16 protein-coding genes are annotated in these 22,999 nt (G+C 64.1%); 9 read left to right on the top strand and 7 right to left on the bottom strand.

All coding sequences use genetic code 11. The features are described from left to right. The first annotated feature begins 2 nt into the window (after window positions 1-2). Window positions 3-1,085: an isocitrate/isopropylmalate dehydrogenase family protein gene (locus ACTUWL_RS05770; protein ID WP_021076326.1), complete on the top strand. Its 1,083-nt coding sequence runs from the start codon at window positions 3-5 to the stop codon at window positions 1,083-1,085. Window positions 1,086-1,132: 47 nt separating this feature from the next. On the opposite strand, the gene ACTUWL_RS05765 is transcribed toward ACTUWL_RS05770, so the two are convergent. The 4 genes from ACTUWL_RS05765 to ACTUWL_RS05750 form a co-directional block, all read right to left on the bottom strand. After that, on the bottom strand, window positions 1,133-3,445 hold the full coding sequence (locus ACTUWL_RS05765; protein WP_021076325.1) for an NACHT domain-containing protein: 2,313 nt from the start codon (window positions 3,443-3,445) through the stop codon (window positions 1,133-1,135). Window positions 3,446-3,743: 298 nt separating this feature from the next. After that, entirely contained in the window at window positions 3,744-4,073 is a 330-nt protein-coding gene (locus tag ACTUWL_RS05760; protein WP_021076324.1) for a hypothetical protein, read from the bottom strand. A gap of 208 nt (window positions 4,074-4,281) precedes the next feature. Continuing rightward, window positions 4,282-5,613: a L,D-transpeptidase family protein gene (locus ACTUWL_RS05755; protein ID WP_021076323.1), complete on the bottom strand. Its 1,332-nt coding sequence runs from the start codon at window positions 5,611-5,613 to the stop codon at window positions 4,282-4,284. A gap of 380 nt (window positions 5,614-5,993) precedes the next feature. Further along, window positions 5,994-6,389, bottom strand: a complete 396-nt coding sequence (locus ACTUWL_RS05750; protein WP_094194089.1) for a helix-turn-helix domain-containing protein — start codon at window positions 6,387-6,389, stop codon at window positions 5,994-5,996. Between the two features lie 477 nt (window positions 6,390-6,866). On the opposite strand from ACTUWL_RS05750, the gene ACTUWL_RS05745 reads away from it, so the two are divergent. Beyond that, window positions 6,867-7,268, top strand: coding sequence for a hypothetical protein (locus ACTUWL_RS05745; protein WP_146160361.1), 402 nt, complete (start codon window positions 6,867-6,869; stop codon window positions 7,266-7,268). Window positions 7,269-7,323: 55 nt separating this feature from the next. Here ACTUWL_RS05745 and ACTUWL_RS05740 read toward each other — a convergent pair whose 3' ends face one another. From ACTUWL_RS05740 to ACTUWL_RS05730, 3 genes are all read right to left on the bottom strand, one after another. Next, window positions 7,324-8,643: a dicarboxylate/amino acid:cation symporter gene (locus tag ACTUWL_RS05740; RefSeq protein WP_035649685.1), complete on the bottom strand. Its 1,320-nt coding sequence runs from the start codon at window positions 8,641-8,643 to the stop codon at window positions 7,324-7,326. A gap of 101 nt (window positions 8,644-8,744) precedes the next feature. After that, the gene (locus ACTUWL_RS05735) at window positions 8,745-10,205 is read right to left on the bottom strand and encodes a sensor histidine kinase (RefSeq protein WP_106940224.1); all 1,461 of its coding nucleotides are present in this window, start codon (window positions 10,203-10,205) and stop codon (window positions 8,745-8,747) included. A gap of 174 nt (window positions 10,206-10,379) precedes the next feature. Then, window positions 10,380-11,654 carry a serine hydrolase domain-containing protein gene (locus ACTUWL_RS05730; protein ID WP_021076318.1) on the bottom strand — a complete coding sequence of 425 codons (1,275 nt, stop codon included), beginning with the start codon at window positions 11,652-11,654 and terminating at the stop codon, window positions 10,380-10,382. 143 nt (window positions 11,655-11,797) lie between these two features. Between ACTUWL_RS05730 and ACTUWL_RS05725 the strand changes: the two genes are divergently transcribed. The 7 genes from ACTUWL_RS05725 to ACTUWL_RS05695 all read left to right on the top strand — a co-directional run bounded on the left by ACTUWL_RS05725 (window position 11,798) and on the right by ACTUWL_RS05695 (window position 22,905). Then, window positions 11,798-12,712 (top strand): intradiol ring-cleavage dioxygenase, encoded by a 915-nt coding sequence (locus tag ACTUWL_RS05725; RefSeq protein ID WP_021076317.1) that lies wholly within the window; start codon window positions 11,798-11,800, stop codon window positions 12,710-12,712. A 337-nt stretch (window positions 12,713-13,049) separates the two neighbouring features. After that, window positions 13,050-14,360, top strand: a complete 1,311-nt coding sequence (locus ACTUWL_RS05720) for a CmpA/NrtA family ABC transporter substrate-binding protein (protein WP_021076316.1) — start codon at window positions 13,050-13,052, stop codon at window positions 14,358-14,360. Window positions 14,361-14,426: 66 nt separating this feature from the next. After that, window positions 14,427-15,329: a nitrate ABC transporter permease gene (ntrB, locus tag ACTUWL_RS05715; RefSeq protein WP_021076315.1), complete on the top strand. Its 903-nt coding sequence runs from the start codon at window positions 14,427-14,429 to the stop codon at window positions 15,327-15,329. A gap of 12 nt (window positions 15,330-15,341) precedes the next feature. Further along, complete coding sequence (locus ACTUWL_RS05710) at window positions 15,342-16,136, top strand: ABC transporter ATP-binding protein (RefSeq protein WP_021076314.1); 795 nt, start codon at window positions 15,342-15,344, stop codon at window positions 16,134-16,136. Between the two features lie 199 nt (window positions 16,137-16,335). Then, window positions 16,336-17,175 (top strand): aldo/keto reductase, encoded by an 840-nt coding sequence (locus ACTUWL_RS05705; RefSeq protein WP_021076313.1) that lies wholly within the window; start codon window positions 16,336-16,338, stop codon window positions 17,173-17,175. 279 nt (window positions 17,176-17,454) lie between these two features. After that, window positions 17,455-18,393, top strand: coding sequence for a DMT family transporter (locus tag ACTUWL_RS05700; RefSeq protein ID WP_373011195.1), 939 nt, complete (start codon window positions 17,455-17,457; stop codon window positions 18,391-18,393). A gap of 207 nt (window positions 18,394-18,600) precedes the next feature. Further along, window positions 18,601-22,905, top strand: a complete 4,305-nt coding sequence (locus tag ACTUWL_RS05695) for an autotransporter domain-containing protein (protein ID WP_021076311.1) — start codon at window positions 18,601-18,603, stop codon at window positions 22,903-22,905. Window positions 22,906-22,999: the final 94 nt, after the last annotated feature.

The following is a 22,999-nucleotide window of genomic DNA, read 5'->3' as shown; positions in this document are numbered from 1 at the left end:
CCATGTCCGCCAACGACGCCCTTCACATCGCAGTCCTCGGCGGCGACGGCATCGGCCCCGAGGTGATGGCGCCGGCGCTCGAGGTGCTGCGCAAGATCGAGGCCTCGGTGGGCCTCAAATTCCGCTTCACTGAGGCGCCTGCGGGCGCTGGCCATTACAAGGAGACCGGCAGGTCGATGCCGGAAAGCACGATCCGGCTGTGCGAGGAGGCCGATGCGATCCTGCTCGGCGCCTGTGGCCTGCCGTCGGTGCGCTATCCCGACAACACCGAGATCGCGCCGCAGATCGAACTGCGGGTGATCTTCGATCTCTATGCCGGCGTTCGGCCCGCGCGATTGATTCCGGGCGTAAGGAGCACGATCGTCGGCGCAGATCAAAAGGGCATCGACCTCGTCGTGATCAGGGAATCGACCGAGGGCCTGTTCGCCTCGATGGGCAAGGGGGTGGTCACCGACAGCGAGGCGCGCGAGACCATGGTGATCACGCGCCGCACCTCCGAGCGGCTGTTCGAGTTCTCGTTCCGGCTCGCCGAACGTCGCAAGGCGCGCGGCCGCGTCGGAGGCGGGCTGACCTGTGTCGACAAGGCGAACGTGTTCAAGGCGTTCGCGTTCTTCCGCGGCATTTTTGACGAGACCGCCAAGCGCCATCCCGATGTCAGGGCCGATCACCTCTACATCGACGCGACCGCGGCGGCGCTGGTGAAGCGCCCCTGGGACTTCGACGTCATGGTGACCGAGAACATGTTCGGCGACATCCTGTCGGATCTCACAGCCGGCCTGATCGGCGGCATGGGCATGGCGCCGTCAGCCGACATCGGCGACCGCTACGCTGTGTTTCAGCCATGTCACGGCACCGCGCCCGACATCATGGGGCAGGGCAAGGCCAACCCGACCGCGATGATCCTGTCTGCCGCGATGATGCTGGACTGGTTAGCCGACAAGCATGGTCTCGATGGCGCCGCTGAAGCTGCCGAGAACATCGAGCGCGCGGTCGACAAGGTCTATGCCGGCGGTATCAAGCCGTTCGAGTTTGGTGGCAGCAACGGCACCGCCGATGTCGCGCGGGCAGTTCTGGCGTCGCTCTAGAGCATGATCCTTTCGGAAACCGGGTTTCCACTTTTCCGGGTCATGCTCTAGGTCCGGACACCAAGAGCAGACAGTGCTCTCCTCAATCGAATTTGCGTCACGTGCGGATAGGGGCGGTCGGCCGAAATGCTGATGGTCTGTTTGGCCACTCGTTCCAACCCGTCGATGTCCTTGACGCGATATGAAGGATACCGCTCGCGGACTGCGGCCGCCAGTTCAAGCGGTATGTACTTTGCCTCTATTGTTCCGTCTCGCGCTTCGGTGAAGGTGAATGCCTTCTTCAGTATCTGATAATACGGGTCGGACTCCGCCTGGCTCATGTAGCGACTGAGCGAGAACCTTGGATCCACTGCTGATCCCGGCATATCGCCGAGCTCTATCCGCAACTGGATCACAAGAGCTCCGAAGATATGGGTTGATATCACCGATTGGGTGTCAGACTCGGCAAGGGTCAATGCGATCAGGAAGGCGTCGATGCAGATCAGGCGGCGCTGCGGATCGGAAAAGAAGTCCAGCGACGTGCGAATATGATCTACGGCGATCAGCCCGACACGCGTTTCGCCGGCACCGTCGCCTCTGACCGAGGTGAGGAATTGCAGGACGATATCCCACGGACACTGCACCCGTTGTCGTTGTGCTGCTCGCTCGACGGCGGATTTGGCAATGTCGATCAGGAGATGCAGCGGCATTGCGCCGGAGAAGTGAAGCAGGGCTTCGTGCCAGAGTTTGAAAGTCGCCGAACTGTCCGGTGACTCGGCAATGAACTTCAGGACGTCCCGGGTGACTGCGGTCGCCACCAGGTTCATGTCGTCAATCTTGTTCGTGACAACGTAACTTGCGACTAGAAACTCCTGGAATGATCTGTGGGGAAAGAACAAGGTCTTGTTGCCCTTCCGATCCAGGAAGCACGCCGAAACAAGGTCGCGCCTCACGGCATCCAGATCGGCGTCGGACGCCGGCATGAACGGGCGCACGATCTCATCGGGGATGTCGCCCTCATCGACACTCATGGTTTGGGCTGTCATCCAGAGCCACCAGGCGATCGCTTCGGCGAACTTCCGCCGGTCAGCGTAGTCGAATGGCGATCTGGTGCGCTTGTCGATTTCGCGCTCGATGATCCGCGTGACGAATACTTCGTACAGCTCTCCGGTCAAATAGGGCTTTGGTTCGACGAACCGGTCGAGAAACATCTCGCAGAACATTTTGGCTTGGACTGGCCGCGAAAGCAGATCGCCGAAGTCGTTGAGCTCGAGTATCTTGGTGCGTCTTTCCAGCTCAGCACGGTCCACGATGTATTCGTCCGTCGCGCTGTTTTCGGTGCGATACATCGAGTAGCTCTTCACGAACATGATCGACTGCTCGGGGGAGAACGGCAGCAGCCTGGTGGTCTCGTAGGCCGGCCAATCCGGCTCTCGAACCTGACGGCCGGCGAGCGTGCGCACTCCCTTCAACACAAACGTCTCTTCGTCGTCGGACAGGAAGGCGGTCGGTCTGCCGAGAAGCAGCACCTTGGCGTTGGGTGTGACGAGCCGGTTCAGTTCCTTGAAGGTCGCGCGAAAGTCGTCCCAGGTCATCGCATGCTTCATCTCGTCGAAGCCATCGAGGATCACCAGGAAACGCCCGGCTTTGTTGAGCGTCATGAATGTGTCGAAGTGGTAACCTTCGATGGGTGCGCGCGCTGCGAGGACCTTGCCGAGCAGGCCCTCCAGACTTTGCTCTCCAACGATCTCCTGAAGCTGCACATAGATGGGAATTCGAACCTGCTCGCCTTCCAGGTGTGCATTGGCCAGCTCTGCGGCTACTTTTCTGGCTGTCGTCGTCTTCCCCATGCCGTAACTGGCGAGCACGGCCAGGGTCGGGCGTCCTTCGGCGGTCATCCAATCCGATATGTGCGTGACGACCTCGACACCGGCATCGCAGTGCGAGGCTATATAGTAATTCTCGATTCCTTCCTCCGAATAGGAGGCTTCGAGGCTGCGCAGGTAGGCACGGACATTGAGGGTGGCGTCCTGCAACTGTGAGAACGTCATGTACGAAAGAGCACGCATGCCGTTCGCGTAGCCCTTTGCGGTCGCGCTGATATCCTGACTTGTGATCAGCAGGACTTCGTCGATGAGATGTTGATCATAGAGCGCGCTGTAGTCGGCCCAGATGCCGCTAACCTGTTCAAGGCTCAGGGCGCGCGAATACTTTTTGCACTCGATGGCGACGACCCGCGCCTTGTTGCCGAATTCCTGCCTGCGCCAGACGATGTCGACCCGCTTGTGGCCGAGCAGAACTTCGACATCGACGTCTTTTCTGACCGCGCGCAGGAACGCTGCGACCTGATCGCGGAAGCGATCGCCCTCATTGGCTGCCATCTTGCCGCTCCTCAGTTCGTCCGGCGTCGGTAGACGTGGGTCATCGGAGGTTGCGACAAGCTACGCCGCTATCGCTCCGCGATGCAACGCCCTGTTTGGTCGATTTGGCTAGATGACGATGCAGTGACGCCCAGCCTTGTGGCCGGAGATGGACTGGCCGGCCGTCGAACACGCGGTCCATGCCGAAGGTGTCACGCTGCTCGTTTTGACGGCAGCAACGGTACCGGCGAATGTCGGAGGCTGCGCTGGCGGCGCCCTGCTGCAAAAAAGGTGAGGGGGCCGAAGCCCCCTCGCATAATCAGCGGCGGTGTCCGCCGTGATGTCCGTCGCCGCGATGTCTGCCGTGATGACCGCCACCGTGATGACCGCCATGAGGGCGGTATCCGTGGCGATGGTGGAAGTGCGGACGATGATGCCATCCGTGATGGCGCGGTCCGTAGCCGTAACCCGGTTGCCAATAGCAGCGGCCCCAGCGATCGCAGACCTGGCGCACCTTGTCGATATTGGACGTTTCGCCTGCGATGTGGCTGGCCTGCGGAAGCCCGTTCGGCAGCGCCGACGCCGCACCGGACATCAACGTCGCGCTCCCGAGCGCGACCAATCCAATAACGGCAAGCTTGATATTCATCGAAATCTCCTTGGTTGAAGCCTGAAAACGTTCATGCGGCCGCCTGGTTGCTGCGACAAAAAAGACAGGCACGTGCACTTGGTCCTGGCGATGCCGGTTCAACGCAGGAAATGCGGGAGTTGTGAGGTCGCGCGATGCGCGGGCGACAATTGGCCGCGCGACACAATGGCGGGCGGACTCGCGATGTCGCGCTCCGTTCGGAAGCGCGCTACTGCGTGGTCAGCGGATGTTCGGCGGCCTTGTTGAAAAACGCAGCTTCCTCTGCAGTGGCTTCGAGGAGTTGCTGGTCCTGGTCGTAGACGTCGTTGCGGAACTGGATGGTCCGGTCTTTCGTCATCCAGGCCGTGAGGTAGATCCAGGCCACCGGGACCTTCTTGAGCATGCGGATGTCCTGACGCTGCCCGGTGATGATCGCGGCATCGATGGCGGCGCGGGTCCACTGCGGCTGGTCCTTCAGCAGCCATGCCGCGAGATCGCGGACATTGTCGACGCGCGAGCAGCCATGCGAGTCGAAGCGATAGTCGTCGCTGAACAGGCTGTGCTGATTGGTGTCGTGCATGTAGACCGAATAGGCGTTCGGCATGTCGATCTTGACCGCGCCGAGCGCATTCCACGCGCCGCTCTGCTGACGCACCGTGACGTCGGGCACGTGATTGCCCGACCAGTCGACCGCATGCGGATCGATCGGGTTGTCGTGGGCGTCGAGCACGTCCATGTGCATGCGCGACAGATAGGTCGGATCCTTGCGCATATGAGCCGTGATCTCCGTCTTCACGATCGAAGACGGCACCGTCCAGGTCGGATTGAGAATGACGTCGGTGATCTCCGACGTCAGCGTCGGCGAGGGCTTCTCGGTCTTGCCGACGATCACGCGGTAGCGCCGCACGACCTTGTCGTCCTCGACGGCCTCGGCGAAGGTCGCGGGAATGTTGACGACCACGTAGCGCTGCCCGAACTGGAAGTCCATCTGGTCCAGCCGCTCCAGCGAGGCCTCGAGCTGCTTGAGACGCTTCTGCACGGGAACGTTGAGCGCAGCCAGCGTCCGTGGCGTCACCGTGCCGGTTGCCGCGAGCCCGTGGCGTGCCTGGAAGTGCTTCACCGCCTCGGCTACCACCTCATCATAGGCGCCGGTGGTCTTGTCGGCGGCAAGGTCGCCGGTGATGATCAGACGCTTGCGCAACAGCTCGTCATTGGCGCCCTGGACGCCCAACGCGAATTTCGCGTCCGCGGGAATCGTGGGCCAGCCACCGTGGGCGGCGAGATCGGAATAGCTCTTCACCACCTCGCGAATGCGCTGCGCGCTGCCCTGATCGTAGGTCGGTTCGTGCGACAACGCGAGCGCTGCAGCCGATCGCGTTTCCGCGACCGTGGCCGACGCAGCCGGCTTGGCCGAGCTCGGCTGGGTGGCCGCTGGTATCGCAGCCGGCACAGCATGATGAGGTGGGACCGCGGCAGCCGGACCGGGCGCGCCGGCGGTTTGGGCGAATGCCGGCAGCGCCGCAAGCATCGTGGCGACGACGACGAGTGTCTGTCTCTGCATATCGCGTTTCTCCGGACTGCGCCGCTTGCGCGAAAGATCGGAAAACTCGGCCCCGCCGCACGAATCAAAGGGGGCGGTGCGCTTATTCGGAGGTGATGATCTACGCCGAGACCGTTGCGTCTTGATTAAGTTTTGGTTGCCGCCGCTGCATGACCGCGGCCGTCTTGCCGGTATCGCAACGGCCTTACCGTACACATCAGCGCGGAACTCGCTCTCGCGTGGTGCCGAAGAGACAAAAAAGAAAAAGCGCTGCCATCGCGGATGGCAGCGCTTCGACATCTTCCTGGCCCGACCGTGGTGGTCCGATGACCGGCCGCCGGCCAATCCGCTCGCCCTGGTCGATCGCGTTCGCGGCGTCGCGACCGTACCTGCGCAGCCGCTCAGTCTTCGTTGGCGGCGATCGATTCCATCAGCGACACCAGCTGGCGCTGCACGGTCTGATCCTTGATCTTGCTATAGGCGCGCAGCAACCGGAGGCTGAACGCACTGTCGAGGAACAGCAGGCTCTCGACTTCGCGGGCCTTGTTGTCGCCGTCGTAGAAGAAGGTGACCGGCACGTCCAGCGCGCTCGCGATCTGCTGAAGGCGAGCGGCGCCGACGCGGTTCACACCCTTCTCGTACTTCTGAACCTGCTGGAAGCTGACGCCCAGCTTGTCGCCGAGCTCGGCCTGCGAGATCTTCTGCTCGACCCGGCGCAGGCGAATCCGCTTGCCCAACTCAATGTCCGGCTTGCCGGCACTGCGTTGCTTCATCTTCTTTGCTGCTGATCTGTTCATTCTTGTGACCCGTCCTTCAAATCGAGAATCCCTGGCCCGGTCGGGTCAGGGACACATTCATGATGTACCGCGTTAAGCTCGAGTGGATCGTCAGTTCGTCCGAACTACGAAATCCAAGAAGATCGCGGGATGGTATCCAAACGCATTTGCGCGTTGGAAGCACCCTAGTACCGACTCGGCCGACGACCTTAAGTCGACCGCGCCAAGGTGTCTGTCGACACCCCGCCCTCTACATTTGGCAAAATATTGACCAAACCACAACTAGCGCGAGTTTGATCGACACAGATTTTGCGCGCATGCTTACTGGGCGGCAATGCACTGCGCCCGTAGTTCTACGGGCAACTATATTGTACGGGCGTCTTGATATGGATGCAACCCCAGCTAGTGCATCCAGAGGTCGCGGCGAGCTGCTCAGGTTGCTTGACTGAAACGTCGCCAATGCGAAAACTTGACGTAAGTCCAAGTCGGGCTTTCGGAATGTTGCTGGACAATTGCCCAAAAGTTCTGAATCATCTGGAACAATTGTGCGCCTACGAAACGCCGGCGAACTCTGGCAGGAGAGGCCAAATGAAGCGGAAGAGGGGAACACCTCGACTCTACCTCGCGGCTTCGGGAGTGGAAGATATGCCGGTCGCAAATGCGGAAGAACGGTTGCTGGCGCTGCTTGCAACCCTGGAGGAATGTCAGGGGTTCCTGACTGACCGGGCGAATACGGAGACGGCGCGGCTATTGTCCCTTGCGATCCTCGAGCTTCGGATGGAGCTCCACAAGGTGACGGATTCCGAATTGAAGGCGCTGTGCGATATCATCGCGTCGGACGAGCCGGTGCAGGAACCGGCGACCAGGCAGTTGCCGCCGTATCTGCGGCTGATCAAGTAAGCCCGCTCGTGTCCCGCGCGATGCGCGGGACACCGCCGGTCCTCTGCCGTGCGGTTCAGCCCGCGGTCACGTCCACCGCATCGGTGCCTTCGAGCACACGGCGGGCCTTGTCCCGATCCAGGTCGCCTTCCCATGCCGCGACCACGACGGTGGCGACGCAGTTGCCGATCAAATTGCCGACTGCGCGCGCCATGCCGATGAACCAGTCGACCGAAAGCACCAGCACGAGGCCGATCGCCGGGATGCTCGGCACGGCATTGAGCGTCGCCGCCAGGATGACGATCGCGGAACCCGGCACGCCATGCGCGCCCTTCGAGGTGATCAGCGACACGCCGAGCACGAGCAGCAGGTCGCCGAACGAGAGCGGCGTGTTGGTCGCCTGTGCGATGAAGACGACCGCCAGCGTCAGATAGATCGAGAACGCGTCGAGGTTGAAGGAATAGCCGGTCGGAATCACGAGGCCGACCACCGAATCCTTGACGCCGAAACGCTCCAGCTTGCGCATCACCTGCGGCAGCACCGCGTCCGACGAGGCGGTGGCGACCACGATCATCAGTTCCTCGCGCAGGTAGCCGAGGAATTTGAGGATGTTGATGCCGGCGAGCGCCATCACGGCGCCGAGCACGCCGAGCACGAACACGGCGACCGAGACGTAGAACAGCGCCACCAGCGACAGCAGCTGCTTCAGCGAGCCGACGCCGTATTTGCCGACCGTGTAGGCGACGGCGCCGAGCACGCCGATCGGCGCGAAGCGCACGATCAGGCCCATGGCGCGGAACAGCACGGTGGAGACCGCATCGATGAAGGACGAGATCCGCTCGCCCTTCTCGCCGCCGACCAGCGCCAGGCTGACGCCGAAGATGATGGCGAAGAACAGCACCTGGAGTACGTCGTTGCGCGACAGCGCGTCGAATGAGGTGCTCGGGATGATGTTGAGCAGGAAGCTGCCGATGCCTTCGCCCTTCAGCTTCTGCGCGTTGCTGGCGTAGTTGCCGAGCGCCTTGGCATCCAGTGTCGAGGTGTCGATGTTCATGCCGTGACCGGGCCCGAACAGATAGGCCAGGATCAAGCCGACCACGAGCGCCACCGTCGTCATCACCTCGAAATACACCAGCGCCTTGACGCCGACGCGTCCGACCTTCTTGAGGTCGCCGGCGCCCGCAATGCCGTGCACCACCACGCAGAACACGATCGGTGCCACGATCATCGAGATCAGCTTCAGGAAGGCATCGCTGAAGATCTTCAGCCCGATCGCGAAATCGGGCGCGGCCATGCCGATGACGATCCCGAGCAGCAGCGCGACAAGCACCTGCACGAACAGCGATGTGTAGAGCGGCTTGCGTGCCATGGTGGCTTCAGCTGCGATGGTCGACATCAATTCCCCCTGTTTCTTGCCGGTGTTCATGCCGGCCGAACCCGTCCTATCTTAGCAACTTGCGTGCCAAGTTGTCGCAGGTTTGGATGCCGTTGGCCCGGTCAATCGCCGGTTTCGAGGGAGCTGATCACCGTGTAGACGACGCCGTGGGGCAGGAAATCGACCGAGGCTTCGCCTCCTAACTGGTCGCGGGCGCTGCGCTCGATCAGGCGGGAGCCGAAGCCGCGCTGCACTGGCGCTACGACCTCCGGGCCGCCAGCCTCCGTCCAGATCATCCGGAGCTTCGGTGCTGCGCCTTCCTCGAGGATTTCCCAGTCCAGCGTCACCATGCCGGTGTCGTTGGAGAGTGCGCCGTATTTGGCGGCGTTGGTCGCCATCTCATGCAGGATCATCGACAGCACCAAGGCAAGCCGGGGCGACAGCGGCACGCGCGGTCCGAACATCTTGACCCGCTCGGCGGTGTTGTTCAGCAGATAGGGGCGCAGCACGCGGCTGACCACGTCCTGCAGGTCGGAGCCCTGCCATTTGTCGGTCGAGAGCAGATTGTGCGCCTCGACAAGGGCGCCGAGCCGTCCCTCGAATTTCTCGCGCTCGGCGCGGCTCGCGCTGCGAAAGGTCTGCGTGGCGATCGATTGCAGGATCGCCAGCGTGTTCTTGACGCGATGGTTGAGCTCCTCGATCAGCAGATCGTGCAGCAGCTCACCGCGCGCGATCGTGGTCGCCATCCGTACCGCAAAGCCGAGGCCGACCAGGAGCAGGACGCCGCCGATCACGCTGGTGATCGCAAGCGTGCGCCACAGCGGCCCCACTAGCGAGTTCTCGGTGATCCCCGCCGCGACCGTCCAGCCGGTGACGCGCGATCGGGTGAAGCCCGTGATCAGCGGCACGCCTTCCAGCGAGACGGTCGGCAGTGTCGCTTCGTCGCGGCGGAACATCTCGGCAAACAGCGATGGCGCGGCACGCTGGCCGATGGTCGCTTCCGGATTCGGCACCCGCGCCAGGTTGACGCCGTTGCCGTCGAAGATAGAGATGGTCCAGTCCTGGTTCAGGCGCTGCTTCTCGATGATGGCCTGGAAGATCTCGATCGGCGGGCTGAAGGAGATGTCGTAGAGCACCTCGCCGTCGCGGATCACCGGCACCTCGACGGTGATGATCAGGCGCTGCTTCACCTGACCGAAGAACAGGTTGGAGTATTGCGGCTGCCGGGTCGCGAACACCTTCTCGACGATCTCGAGATTGTTGCGCGGCGGCAGGTCCGCGGTGTCCGGCGTCAGCGAGGAGAACGCCTGGCGTCCGCTGCGGTCCGCCACCAGCACCACGCCGTCCTTGCCGTACTGGTCGAGGAAGCCGACCGCGACGCGGCGGAAACTGCCGAAGTCGCTGTTGCGCAGCGAATTGGTCAGCGCCAGCACCTGCAGCCCGCCGGTCATGCGCTGCATTTCCGCATCCAGCAGCAGGCGGATGCTGCGCGCCGTCTCGAGCACGCGCTGCGTGGCGGCCTGACGATCCCGCTGGTAATTGTGGAACACGATCCCGACCGCGAAAACGATCAGCGGCAACATCGTCCCCGCGACCAGAAGCGCGAGACGCACTGGCAATGTCAGTTTCGGCACGATGTCCCCGGGTCGATGCCCGTTTGCGGTGCACTTAGGGGAAGTCGGAAAAGTCAGCCAAAGGAAATGACTGGCAATTGCAAACTCCGCGGCGCATGTCCTGCGCCGCGGAAGAGTCATTGGTCAGAGATTGCTCTCGGTGATCGCGGCGTAGACCATGGTGCGCAGCTCGCGCCGCAGCGGATAGGCGCTCGACGGCAGCACCTGGGTCATGAAGATGGTAATCAGCTCTTCGGCCGGATCGATGAAGAACGACGTCGTCGCGGCGCCGCCCCAGTTGAATTCACCCGGGCTGCCGGCGATCAGCGTCTGCGCCGGATGCATGGTGACGGCGAAGCCGAGCCCGAAGCCGATGCCGTTATAGGCGGCTTCGGCGAACATCGAACGCGACATCGCCGGCAGGTCGACGCCGCCGGGCAGGTGATTGGAGGCCATCAGCTTCAGCGTCTTCGGGCCGAGCAGGCGGACGCCGCCGAGCTCGCCGCCGTTGAGCAGCGCCCGGCAGAAGGTCAGATAGTCGGCCGCGGTCGAACACAGCCCGCCGCCGCCCGAGACCAGCGAAGGCGGCGACAGGAACGAGCTGGTCGTCGGATCGTCCTGCAGCGTCAGTGTGCCCTTGCGCTCGGCGGCGAGCGGGTTGAAGCCGCCCTGCGGATCGGCGGAATAGCAGGCGGCGAAGCGGTGCACCTTGTCGGCGGGCACGAAGAAATCCGTATCGTTCATGCCGAGCGGCTTGAAGATCCGCTCCTTGAGGAACTGCTCGAACGGCATCCCTGCGATCTTGCCGACGAGATAGCCGAGCACGTCGGTCGAGACCGAGTAGTTCCAGGCCTCGCCCGGCGAGAACTCCAGCGGGATCTTCGCCAGGTCCTCGATCATGCTGTCGAGCGTACCGGCCTTGATGACCTCGCCGATCTTCTTCTCGCGATAGGCGGCATCCACATTGGAGCGCTGCTGGAAGCCGTAGGTGAGGCCCGAGGTGTGGCGCAAGAGGTCGACGATCTGCATCGGACGCGTCGGCGCGCGCGTCAGGAAGGCGGGTGCGGTACCGGCAACGAACACGCCGAGGTTCTTCCATTCCGGAATGTACTTCGCGACCGGCTCGTCGAGTGCGACCTTGCCTTCCTCGACCAGCATCATGAAGGCGACTGAGGTGATCGGCTTGGTCATCGAATAGATGCGGAAAATAGTGTCGTCCTTCATCGGCGCCTTGCGCTCGAGGTCGGCAAAGCCCTGGACGGTGGAATGCACGATCTTGCCGCGGCGGTAGATCAGCAGCTGGGTCCCCGGAAAGCGGCCGGATTCGATGTAGCGGCTCTTCAGATGCGCTTCGAGGCGATTGAGGGCTGTGGTCGACATTCCCGCGGATTCGGGCGAGGCAGGCGTGGGGGCTAACATCGGGCGTTTCTCCGGCTGGCGAGGCAGCCTTGATAGCCGAAAAGTGTCGGTTTCACCAATCTGCTGCGACTTACCGGCTCCGGGCCGGTGGTGTAGGCTCGCCGCTGCGATCGCGCCCAAAGGGCCTCAGGGGAAACGCCGAGATGACCCAGTTCAACGAAACCGAGCTCACCGCCGCCGTCATCCGCAGCTTCGACCAGACGCCGGATCCGCGGGCCAAGTTCCTGCTGCAGGAACTGGTGACGTCGTTGCACGACTATGTGCGCAAGACCAATCTCACCTTCGAGGAGTGGGACCACGCGATCGGTTTCCTGACTCGCACTGGGCAGAAATGCACCGACATTCGCCAGGAATTCATCCTGCTGTCCGACGTGCTCGGCGTCTCGATGCTGGTCGATGCGGTGAACCACAGGGATCGCGACGGCGCGACCGAGACCACTGTGCTCGGGCCGTTCTATGTCGGCGAGCACAAGGTGACGCCGCACGGCACCGACATCTCGGCAAGCCTGCCCGGTGAGCGCATGTTCGTGCAGAGCCGCGTCACCGACCTCAAGGGCCGGCCGCTGGCCAATGTCCCGGTCGATGTCTGGCACGCTGACGATGATGGATTCTACGACTCGCAGAAGCCGAGCTTCGCAACGGAAGGCGCCTCTTCGCGGGCGCGCTTCATCACCGATGCCGACGGCCGCTTCTTCTTCCGCACCATCGTGCCGTGCAGCTATCCGATCCCGACCGACGGTCCGGTCGGGCAGATGATCACGCAGACCAACCGTCATCCGATGAGGCCGGCGCATGTGCATTTCCTGGTCAACGCCAAGGGTTACGAGCCGCTGATCACGCATGTGTTCGTCGAAGGCGATGAGTACATCGACTCCGATGTGGTGTTCGGCGTGAAGGACGAGCTGATCGCCAAGGTCGAACGGCGCACCGATCCCGTGATGCCCGACGGCCAGCGCTCGGACGGTCCGTGGAGCTTGATGAGCTACGAATTCCATGTGAAGCCCGGCGGCGGCATGGCGCCCGCGCCACTTGGCACCAAGCTCGCCGAAGACGCCTGATAGCTATCGTCAAATCGACTGCTCGATTTATGTGCACCGCACAAGAATTGAGCTGATCGCAATTTTTGGCAGCGCGCGGCACGTTGGCGCGCGCTGCGACAAGTTGCGCAAAACATTGCAATAAAATCCATTTCTGCCCTGCGGTAGCTTGGCACGAGGCTTGAATAGTCAGCTGCCGACGCCATTGAAGCCGTCCCTCGAGGCCACCCCATCGGATTTCTGACGCCGCCAGTCCGGGGCCTCCCCGGTGCATGCCCTGTTGCGCCCTGCGCGCGTCGCCACCCGACGGGAGGTTGCTCGACGCACAGACGCAACACCGCAACGCAAAGGACGACCGATGACCAAGCCCAGCAACACGCCGCCGAGCCGCGCGATCAGCCGTCGCCGGCTGCTGAAGGCAAGCGGTGGCGCCGCCGCGCTGCTCGCCGCGGCCAAGCTCAACTTTCCCGCCGGCGCGTTCGCGCAGGGCGCCGGTCCGGAGGTGAAAGGCGCCAAGCTCGGCTTCATCGCGCTGACCGATGCGTCGCCGCTGTTCGTCGCCAAGGAGAAGGGCATCTTCGCCAAATACGGCATGCCCGATGTCGAGGTGCAGAAGCAGGCCTCGTGGGGCACTACGCGCGACAATCTCGTGCTCGGCTCCGAGGGTAGCGGCATCGACGGCGCGCACATCCTCACCCCGATGCCGTACCTGATCTCGGCCGGCAAGGTGACGCAGAACAATCAGCCGACGCCGATGTACATCATGGCGCGGCTCAACCTGAACGGCCAATGCATCTCGGTCGCCAAGGAATATGCCGATCTCAAGGTCGGCATCGACACTGCGCCCTTCAAGGCTGCGTTGGAGAAGAAGAAGGCCTCCGGCAAGGCAGTGAAGGCCGCGATGACCTTCCCGGGCGGCACCCATGATCTCTGGATCCGCTATTGGCTCGCTGCCGGTGGCATCGATCCCGACAAGGACATCGAGACCATCGTGGTGCCGCCGCCGCAGATGGTGGCCAACATGAAAGTCGGCACCATGGATTGCTTCTGCGTCTGCGAGCCGTGGAATCTGCAGCTGATCCATCAGGAGATCGGCTACACCGCGATCACGACCGGCGAGCTCTGGGACAAGCATCCGGAGAAATCGTTCGGGCTGCGCGCCGCCTGGGTCGACAAGAACCCGAAGGCCGCCAAGGCGCTGCTGATGGCTGTCATGGAAGCCCAGCAGTGGTGCGAGAAGGCGGAGAACCGCGAGGAGACCGCGGCGATCTGCGCCAAGCGGCAGTGGATCAACTGTCCGGTGGAAGACATCACCGACCGCATGAAGGGCAAGTTCGACTACGGCACCGGCCGTGTGGTCGAGAACTCGCCGCAGCAGATGCGGTTCTGGAAGGACAACGCCTCCTATCCCTATCAAAGCCACGACCTCTGGTTCCTGACCGAGGATATCCGGTGGGGCAAGTATGAGGCGGGCTTCGACACCAGGGCGCTGATCGCCAAGGTCAACCGCGAGGATCTCTGGAAGGAGGCCGCCAAGGAGCTCGGCGTGTCCGACATTCCGACCTCGACCTCGCGCGGCAAGGAGACCTTCTTCGACGGCAAGATCTTCGATCCGGAGAATCCCGCCGCCTATCTGAAGTCGCTGTCCATCAAGCGCGTCGACGTCTGAGCCGAGCCCCCGTCAGGGCCGCGCTTTTCTGCGCGGCCCGTCGCCGACCACGGAGATCCTTTGTCAATGTCGATGATTGCCATGAAGACCGAGACCTCGGAGGTCGCGACGCCGCCGGCCACTGCCGCGGCGCCGGTCGTGACCATGACGCCGAAGCGCGCACCGCGCGCCGAGACCTACGCCAGGTTGGCGAAGGAGACCGCGGCGCGGGTGGTGCCGCCGCTGATCGTGGTCGCGCTGCTGCTGGTGGTGTGGGAGTTGATCTGCCGGCGCGCCGGCTCCAGCCTGCCGCCGCCGACAAAAGTGTTCAAGGACACCAAGGAGCTGATCCTCGATCCGTTCTTCGACCATGGCGGCATCGACAAGGGGCTGTTCTGGCATCTCTCCGCCAGCCTGCAGCGCGTTGCCTACGGCTACTCGCTGGCGGCGATCGCGGGCATCGCGCTCGGCACGCTGGTCGGCCAGTCGGTCTGGGCGATGCGCGGGCTCGATCCACTATTCCAGGTGCTGCGCACGATTCCGCCGCTCGCCTGGCTGCCGCTGTCGCTCGCCGCGTTCCGCGACGGCCAGCCCTCGGCGATCTTCGTCATCTTCATCACGTCGGTATGGCCGATCATCATCAACACCGCGGTCGGCATCCGCAACATCCCGCAGGATTACCGCAACGTCGCCGCGGTGGTGCAGCTCAATCCGCTGGAGTTCTTCACCAAGATCATGATCCCGGCGGCTGCGCCCTACATGTTCACCGGCCTGCGCATCGGCATCGGCCTGTCCTGGCTCGCGATCGTCGCGGCGGAAATGCTGATCGGCGGCGTCGGCATCGGCTTCTTCATCTGGGATGCGTGGAATTCCTCGCATATCAGCGAAATCATCCTGGCGCTGTTCTATGTCGGCATCATCGGCTTCGTGCTCGATCGCCTCATTGCGGGCCTCGGCAAGGCCGTGACCCGCGGCACGGCGGCGAACTGAGGGGGACAAGTCATGCAGGCCTATCTGAAGCTCGATCACATCGACAAGACCTTTGCCCGCGGCAATGTCACCACGGAGGTCCTGAAGGACATCAACCTGACCATCGATCAGGGCGAATATGTCTCGATCATCGGCCATTCCGGCTGCGGCAAGTCGACCTTGCTCAACATCGTTGCCGGCCTTACCGGCGCCACCAATGGTGGTGTGCTGCTGGAGAACCGAGAGGTCAATTCGCCGGGGCCGGATCGCGCCGTCGTGTTCCAGAACCACAGCCTGCTGCCGTGGCTGACCGTGTACGAGAACGTCAAGCTCGGCGTCGACAAGGTGTTTGCCCGAACCAAGAGCCGGGCCGAGCGCGACGCCTGGGTGATGCACAATCTCGGCCTGGTGCAGATGGCGCATGCCAGGGACAAGCGGCCGAGCGAGATCTCCGGCGGCATGAAGCAGCGCGTCGGCATTGCGCGGGCGCTCGCGATGGAGCCCAAGGTGCTGCTGCTCGACGAGCCATTCGGCGCGCTCGACGCGCTGACCCGGGCGCATCTGCAGGATTCGGTGATGGCGCTGCACCAGAAGCTCGGCAACACCATCCTGATGATCACCCACGACGTCGACGAGGCCGTGCTGCTGTCGGACCGCATCGTGATGATGACCAACGGCCCGGCCGCGCGGATCGGCGAGGTGCTCGAGGTGCCCTTGGCGCGTCCGCGCAAGCGGCTCGAGCTCGCGACCAACGCCGGCTACCTGAAGTGCCGGCAGCGCGTGCTCGAATTCCTCTATGAGCGCCACAGCTTCGTCGAGGCGGCATGAGCGGGACCCATAACCCCAAATCTACGTTGTTGCACGACGTTGTGGCCGCAGTCGCTTTTCATATCCGACCTCTTTGGTAGTGGATTCCGGCCTGCGCCGGGACGACGATGGGGAGACACCGTCGGGCGGTGTGCAGACACGATCCCTTGTTTCCTCTATCCTCGTGGGTGAGACACCAGCCACGCAGAACGAGGCGATCGTGCAGACAAGAAAATTCGGCAACAACGGCCCGCAGGTTTCGGTGATCGGGCAGGGCACCTGGTATCTCGATCGCGGTGACCGCAAGGCGGCCGTCGCGGCGTTGAAGCGCGGCATCGATGCCGGCATGACCCATATCGACACCGCCGAAATGTATGGCGACGCCGAGCTCGTGATCGCGGATGCGATCGGCGGCCGGCGCGACGAGTTGTTCCTGGTCTCGAAGGTCCTGCCGAGCAACGCTTCGCGGCGCGGCGCCATCACCGCCTGCGAGCGCTCGCTGAAGCGGTTGAAGACCGATCGGCTCGATTGTTACCTGCTGCATTGGCGCGGAACCTATCCGCTCGCCGAGACAGTCGCGGCGTTTGACGAATTGATCGCCGCGGGCAAGATCCGCTCCTGGGGCGTCAGCAATTTCGACGCTGATGATCTCGACGAACTGCTCGAGGTCGCAGGCGAGGGGAATATCGCCTGCAACCAGGTGCTTTACCATCTGCGGGAGCGCGCTATCGAGCATGCCGTGATCCCGTGGTGCGAGCAGCACGGCGTGGCCGTTGTCGCCTACTCGCCGTTCGGCCACAATGATTTTCCGTCAGCATCGAGCAAGGCCGGCGTGGTGCTGCAATCGATCGCGCAGGTGCGCAAGGCGACGCCGCGCCAGGTGGCGCTGAGCTTCCTGACGCGGCTGCCGTCGGTGCTCGCGATTCCGAAGGCGTCGAACGTGGACCACGCGGCGGAGAACGCGGCAGCTGGTACGCTCAAGCTCAGCGGTGACGAACTCGCCGCGCTCGACGCGGCGTTCCCGCGCGGGCCGAAACCGCGCTCGTTGCCGATGCTCTGAACTGAGCGCGTCACACAACAATCCAGCGTTCCCGCAAGTTCGCGGGATTCACGACGCCCGCTCCACACGTGAGTTAACAAACTGTTGCAGGTGCGGCCGTATTGCGGCTGCGGCGGGCGGTCGCGCCTGCTGACGCATATCGGAGTCCCGTTTTCGGGCATTGTTCTCGCAGCGGAATTGGCGTTCTGTAGGGCAGCAGATTCCCCTTATTTCGCCTTCGAGATTGCCGTGACACCGCCCCCCGCCGTAGCCGCCAGGCTGGACAGCGTTCCCCTTTCATTGCCTGCAAGGACGTCCGCAACGCGCAAAGCGCCTGCGCGCACCGACCGGCCGTTCAAGGGCATTGCGCTGATCCTGCTGTCGACGGTGTTTCTCGGCACCTCCGACGTCACCGCAAAATATCTCTCGTCCTCGCTGCCTTCGATCGAGATCGCCTGGATCCGCTTCCTGGTGTTCGCGCTGATCATGACGCCGGCCATGCTGCCGGGCACGCCGCTGTTCGCATTGCGCAGCAGCCGTCCCGGCTTGCATGTGCTGCGCGGCGCCGCGCTGCTCGGCTCCTCCCTGATCTTCATCACGGGGCTGGGCTTCCTGCCGATCGCCGAGGCCTCGGCGACGAGCTTCGTCTCGCCGCTGTTCGTCACCGCGCTGTCAATCGCCTTTCTCGGCGAGAGGGTCGGGATGCGGCGCTGGATCGCGACCGCGGTGGGCCTCGCCGGCGTGTTCATCATCCTGCGGCCGGGCACCAGCGCCTTCCATCCCGCCGCGGTCTTCCCGATCGTCTCGGCGCTGGCCTGGGCCGGCACGCTGATCCTGACGCGTATGATGAGCGGCAGCGAGCGTCCGGTCACCGTGATGACCTATTCGTCCATCGTCGGCGTCGCCATCGTCAGCGCGCTGGTGCCGTTCGTCTGGGTCACGCCGAGCTGGCACGACATCATGTTCGGTATCCTGATCGGCGTTGCCTCCACGGTCGGACAGTGGATCGTGGTGCTGGCGTTCCGCTATGGCGACGCGTCGGTGCTCGCGCCGTTCTCCTACACGCAGTTGCTCTGGGTCAGCGTCCTCGGCTTCCTGATCTTCGGCGAGGTGCCCGACCGCTGGACCATCCTCGGCGCCGGCTTCATCGTCGCCTCCGGCCTCTACACCGCGCATCGCGAGCGCATCCGCCGCTCGCAATTGCTGGATGTGGCCAGCGAGCCGTCGCCGAACGCCTGACAATACGTATCTATTTTACAACAGCTGCGCTTTATCGTTGCGAACACGGGCTGAGCGCCACGGTCGTGCACGGCCTGAGAAGACGCGTCCGCCGCGAATTGCAACATAGCCCATTCAGGTTAAGCCGCGTCCGCGCGGCGCTATCGATTTGGGGCTGGGGCAATGCCGGAGTGGGGCTGCGCGCGAATCCGTCTGCAAGGCTGGTTGATGGCCGCGGTCATCCTCTCAGCGGGTCTATTGGCCGTGCCAGCCCTCGCACAGAATGGCGGCGTTGGCGGCGAGGGTGATTTTCAGTCGACGGGACAATATGGCGGTGCCGGCGGCGCTCCGGGCGTCAACGGCGGGGTTGGCGGCGACGGCGGCGCGCCGAACCGGTCATGCGTATGCACCGGGGGTGGCGGTGGTGGTGGCGCTGCGGGGGCCGCCGGAGGTGCCGGCGGCCCTGGCGGCAATAACGCCTCTCCCGCCGGAGGTGCCGGTGGCGCGGCCGGGCAGGACGGCGTTGCGGGAACGAGCGGCGGATCCACAGCCAGCGGCGGCGGCGGTGGCGGCGGCGGTCTCAACGGAGCGTCCAGCGCGGCGCTGAACAACGCCGGGATATTGACCGGCGGCAACGGCGGCAAGGGCGGTGACGGTGGCGTCAACGCCTCGATGCCTTCAAATCAAGTCGCTGGCGGTGGCGGCGGTGGTGGCGCGGGTGGCGCCGCGGTCGTCATCACCGGCGCCGGGACCCATTCGAACAGCGGCAGCATCACGGGTGGCAATGGCGGCGCGGGCGGCGCAGGGGACGTCGGTGGCAGCGGCGGCGACGGCGGCACCGGCATCGTCGTCACGTCGCCGGGCGTAACGATCAGGAATTCCGGCTCGATCTCCGGTGGCGCCGGCGGTAGCGGCGGCGCACAGGTGTCCGATGTCTACTCGAATCAAGGCGAGCCGTCCACCGGCGGCACGCGGGGGAGGCCCGGTGCAGCAGGCACGGGCGGTTCCGGGATCGTCGGTGGCGGCTTGACCATCATCAACAGCGGAACGATTACCGGCGGCGGTGGCCCGGGCGTGCAGGGCAACGCGATCGGCTTCACCGGCGGTGCCAATACGCTGACGTCGAGCGGCGGAGCGCTGTCCGGCAATCTCGGCATTGCCAATGGCGTCGGCGCCAGCCTGACCTTCCTGCAGACCAGCGCGGCCGGCGCCACCGGCGATGTAACCATCTCTCGCATCACCGGCCTCACGGGCGGCGCCACTGACGCCTCGGTTGCGGTCAAGCTGGACGGCGGGCGCTCGCTGATCATCACCGGCGCCAGTACCTACACCGGCGGCACCTCGGTGAGCGACGGATCGAGACTCGTCCTCCGTAACAGCAATGCGCTTGGCAGCGGCACGCTGACGATGGGCGAGACGCTTGCCGGGCTCACCAAACTGATGCTGGACGGCAACGGCATCAACATCGCCAACCGCGTCGTCATCAACAGCGATCCTGTCATCACCGTCGCGACCGGCACCACCAACACGATGTCGGGGCCGATCAGCGGCGCCGGCGACATCGTGCTCAACGGGGGCGGCACGCTGGTGCTGTCCGGCGCCAATACATACACCGGCGGCACCACGATCTGCGGCACTGCGTGCGGCATTGCCGGCGGCAGCAGCGTGCTGCAAGTCGGCGTCGACACCGTGGGTACGCCGGGCGCGATCGTCTCGTCGGCGATCGGCACCGGCCTGCTCACCTTCGATGGCGGGACGCTGCAGGCCGGCGGCAATTACACGATCGCGAACAACGCACAGATCAATGCCACCGGCGGCACCATCGATGCCAACGGATACACCTTCACTTACTCGGGCAACATTAGCGGCGCCGGTGGACTGTCAGTGCTGGGCGCTTCGGCCTTCCTCGGCCGCGTGGTCTTGACAGGCTCCAACACCTATGCCGGCGGCACCACGATCTGCAGTTGCGCAACGCTGCAACTCGGCGACGCCAGCCACACCGCCTCGATCGTCGGCGAAGTCACTGTCAATGGCAGGTTCGAGATCGTGAACGCCAACACGGCGGGCATCACCAAGATCGTCAACGACGGCTCCATCGGGTTCGGCAGCACGACGTTCCACAATTCCACGACGGCGTCGACGGCTGTGATTGTCAACCGGAATTACGGCGCCACGGTGTTTCGCGACAGCAGCACTGCGGGCAATTCCACCATTACCAATGGTAACAACGGCGGTTCGCAGTTCTTCGAATTTTCGTCGGCGGCGTCGGCGAAGATAACGACGTCCGCCACCGGCTATCTTGCGTTCTTCCAGAACAGCACCGCGGCGAACGCGGCCATCGACAACAGCGGCCTGACCTATTTCGGCACGTCGAACTTCAGCTCGACCGAGGCGCCGACCGCGGGCAACGCGACGATCACCAACCGATCCGGCGGTTCGCTGATCTTTGACGCCTATGCAACGGCCGGCAACGCGACGATCACCAACCGATCCGGCGGTTCGCTGATCTTTGACGCCTACGCGACGGCCGGCAACGCCACGATCACCACCGCGAGCGGCGCCAGCGTCAAGTTCTTCGGTAATTCGACCGGCGGCAACGCGCAATTCATCACCCAGGGAACTGGCTATGTGGACTTTGGCGGCAGCCTTGGACCGAACGGCGACGGCCGCATCACGGCAGGCTCGATCGCGGGCTCGGGCATCTACTATATCGGCGGCGGCAATACACTCACGGTCGGCGGCAACAATCTCTCGACCAATGTCAGCGGCGTGATCGCCGATGTGGATCCCTGCGGCTGCGGCCCGGCCGGCCCCGCCAATCTGGAGAAGACCGGCAGCGGCACGCTGACCTTGTCGGGCGTTACCACCTATACCGGCACTACCGTCGTCAACGGCGGCGTCCTGCAGATCGACGGCTCGATCGTGTCGTCGAGCTCGGTGACGGTGAATTCAGGTGGTGCGCTCACAGGCATCGGTACCGTCGGCAATACGACGATTGCAAGCGGCGGCATCCTGCTGCCCGGCAATGCAGTGCCGGGCACGTTCCTCAACGTGGCAGGTAATCTCGCCTTCCAATCCGGTGCGCTTTATCTTGTCGGGCTCAATTCCACCGCGTCGACATCAGCCAGGGTGACCGGCACCGCGACGCTGGCCGGCTCGGTCGGCGCCAGCGTTGCCGCCGGCAGCACGATCGCCAGGCAATACACCATCCTGTCGGCGGCCGGCGGCCGCAGCGGCACCTTCGCCGGCGTCGATTCGACCGGGCTGCCGTCGGGTCTGGTCGCAACGCTCGGCTATGACGCGAACAATGCCTATCTCAACTTCGCGCTCGATTACGGCGCAACATCGAAGCTCAACGTCAATCAGGGCAATGTCGCCACCACGCTGCAGAATTTCTTCAATGCCAATGGCGGGATCAACTTGATGTATGCCGGGCTGTCGCCGAATGGCCTGACGCAGGCCTCGGGCGAGGGTGCGACCGGATCGCAACAAGCGACGTTCAACGCAATGAACCTGTTCCTCGGGCTGCTGGCCGATCCGTTCGTCGCTGGGCGCGATGGCGGTGTCGGTGGGGGCGCCGTGCCGTTCGCCGAGGAGAGCGCAACGTTGGCCTATGCGGCGCGCAGCACCGAGCCGCGCGATGCGCTGGCCGCCATCTATGCCAAGGCGCCGCCGCCGCAACTCGATTTCGCGCAGCGCTGGAGCGTCTGGGCGGCCGGCTATGGCGGCTCGCAGAGCACCAGCGGCAATGCGGTGCTGGGTTCCAACAACACGACGAGCAGCGTCTATGGCACCGCGGTCGGCGCCGACTATCGCTTCTCGCCGAACACGATCGCCGGTGTTGCTCTCGCCGGCGGCGGCACCAGCTTCGCCACCAACGGTCTCGGCTGGGGCCGCTCCGACCTGTTCCAGGCTGGCGCCTTCCTGCGCCACAACATCGGTGCCGCCTATCTCAGTGCGGCACTCGCCTATGGCTGGCAGGACATCACGACCGACCGCGTCGTCACTGCCGCGGGCACCGATCGTCTGCGCGCCAACTTCAATGCCAATGCGTGGTCGGGCCGGCTCGAAGGCGGCTATCGGTACGTGACGCCGTGGCTGGGGCTGACGCCGTACGCGGCCGCCCAGTTCACCAGCTTCGAGCTGCCGGCCTATGCGGAGAGTGTGGTCTCCGGCGGCGGCGCCTTCGCGCTGAACTATGCGGGCAAGAGCGTCACCGATGTCAGGAGCGAGCTCGGCCTGCGCACCGACAAATCCTTCGCGGTGGATGGCGGCCTCATGACGCTGCGCGGCCGCGTCGCCTGGGCGCACGACTTCAACCCGAGCCGCAGCGCCGCGGCCGTGTTCCAGGCGCTGCCCGGCTCGGCGTTTGTGGTCAACGGCGCGGCGCAGGCCAGCGAGGCCGCGCTGACCACGGCTGCGCTCGAGATGCGGTGGCGCAACGGCTGGTCGGTGGGGGCGACCTTCGAAGGCGAGTTCTCCAGCGTGACCCAGTCCTACGCCGGCAAGGGTGTTATGCGCTATACGTGGTGACCCTCCATGCTATAGCGTCCTGCAACGAAAGCCTGATGCGGATTTGATCCGCGTCAGCGCATTTCGCGGGACGAAATACGCATCAAAATGAGTG

Source organism: Bradyrhizobium sp. WCU1 (genome assembly GCF_053474805.1).
The sequence above is the reverse complement of the archived record's forward strand: the minus strand, read 5'-3'. Positions and strand labels throughout refer to the sequence as shown.

Bases quoted from the DNA above. Each gene is read 5' to 3' on its own strand.
- ACTUWL_RS05750 (WP_094194089.1), bottom strand. From the start codon at position 6,389: ATGAACAGATCAGCAGCAAAGAAGATGAAGCAACGCAGTGCCGGCAAG.
- ACTUWL_RS05755 (WP_021076323.1), bottom strand. From the start codon at position 5,613: ATGCAGAGACAGACACTCGTCGTCGTCGCCACGATGCTTGCGGCGCTG.
- ACTUWL_RS05710 (WP_021076314.1), top strand. From the start codon at position 15,342: ATGCAGGCCTATCTGAAGCTCGATCACATCGACAAGACCTTTGCCCGC.
- ACTUWL_RS05770 (WP_021076326.1), top strand. From the start codon at position 3: ATGTCCGCCAACGACGCCCTTCACATCGCAGTCCTCGGCGGCGACGGC.
- ACTUWL_RS05740 (WP_035649685.1), bottom strand. From the start codon at position 8,643: ATGTCGACCATCGCAGCTGAAGCCACCATGGCACGCAAGCCGCTCTAC.
- ACTUWL_RS05735 (WP_106940224.1), bottom strand. From the start codon at position 10,205: ATGTTGCCGCTGATCGTTTTCGCGGTCGGGATCGTGTTCCACAATTAC.
- ACTUWL_RS05745 (WP_146160361.1), top strand. From the start codon at position 6,867: ATGTTGCTGGACAATTGCCCAAAAGTTCTGAATCATCTGGAACAATTG.
- ACTUWL_RS05765 (WP_021076325.1), bottom strand. From the start codon at position 3,445: ATGGCAGCCAATGAGGGCGATCGCTTCCGCGATCAGGTCGCAGCGTTC.
- ACTUWL_RS05725 (WP_021076317.1), top strand. From the start codon at position 11,798: ATGACCCAGTTCAACGAAACCGAGCTCACCGCCGCCGTCATCCGCAGC.
- ntrB (WP_021076315.1), top strand. From the start codon at position 14,427: ATGTCGATGATTGCCATGAAGACCGAGACCTCGGAGGTCGCGACGCCG.
- ACTUWL_RS05730 (WP_021076318.1), bottom strand. From the start codon at position 11,654: ATGTTAGCCCCCACGCCTGCCTCGCCCGAATCCGCGGGAATGTCGACC.
- ACTUWL_RS05760 (WP_021076324.1), bottom strand. From the start codon at position 4,073: ATGAATATCAAGCTTGCCGTTATTGGATTGGTCGCGCTCGGGAGCGCG.
- ACTUWL_RS05695 (WP_021076311.1), top strand. From the start codon at position 18,601: ATGGCCGCGGTCATCCTCTCAGCGGGTCTATTGGCCGTGCCAGCCCTC.
- ACTUWL_RS05720 (WP_021076316.1), top strand. From the start codon at position 13,050: ATGACCAAGCCCAGCAACACGCCGCCGAGCCGCGCGATCAGCCGTCGC.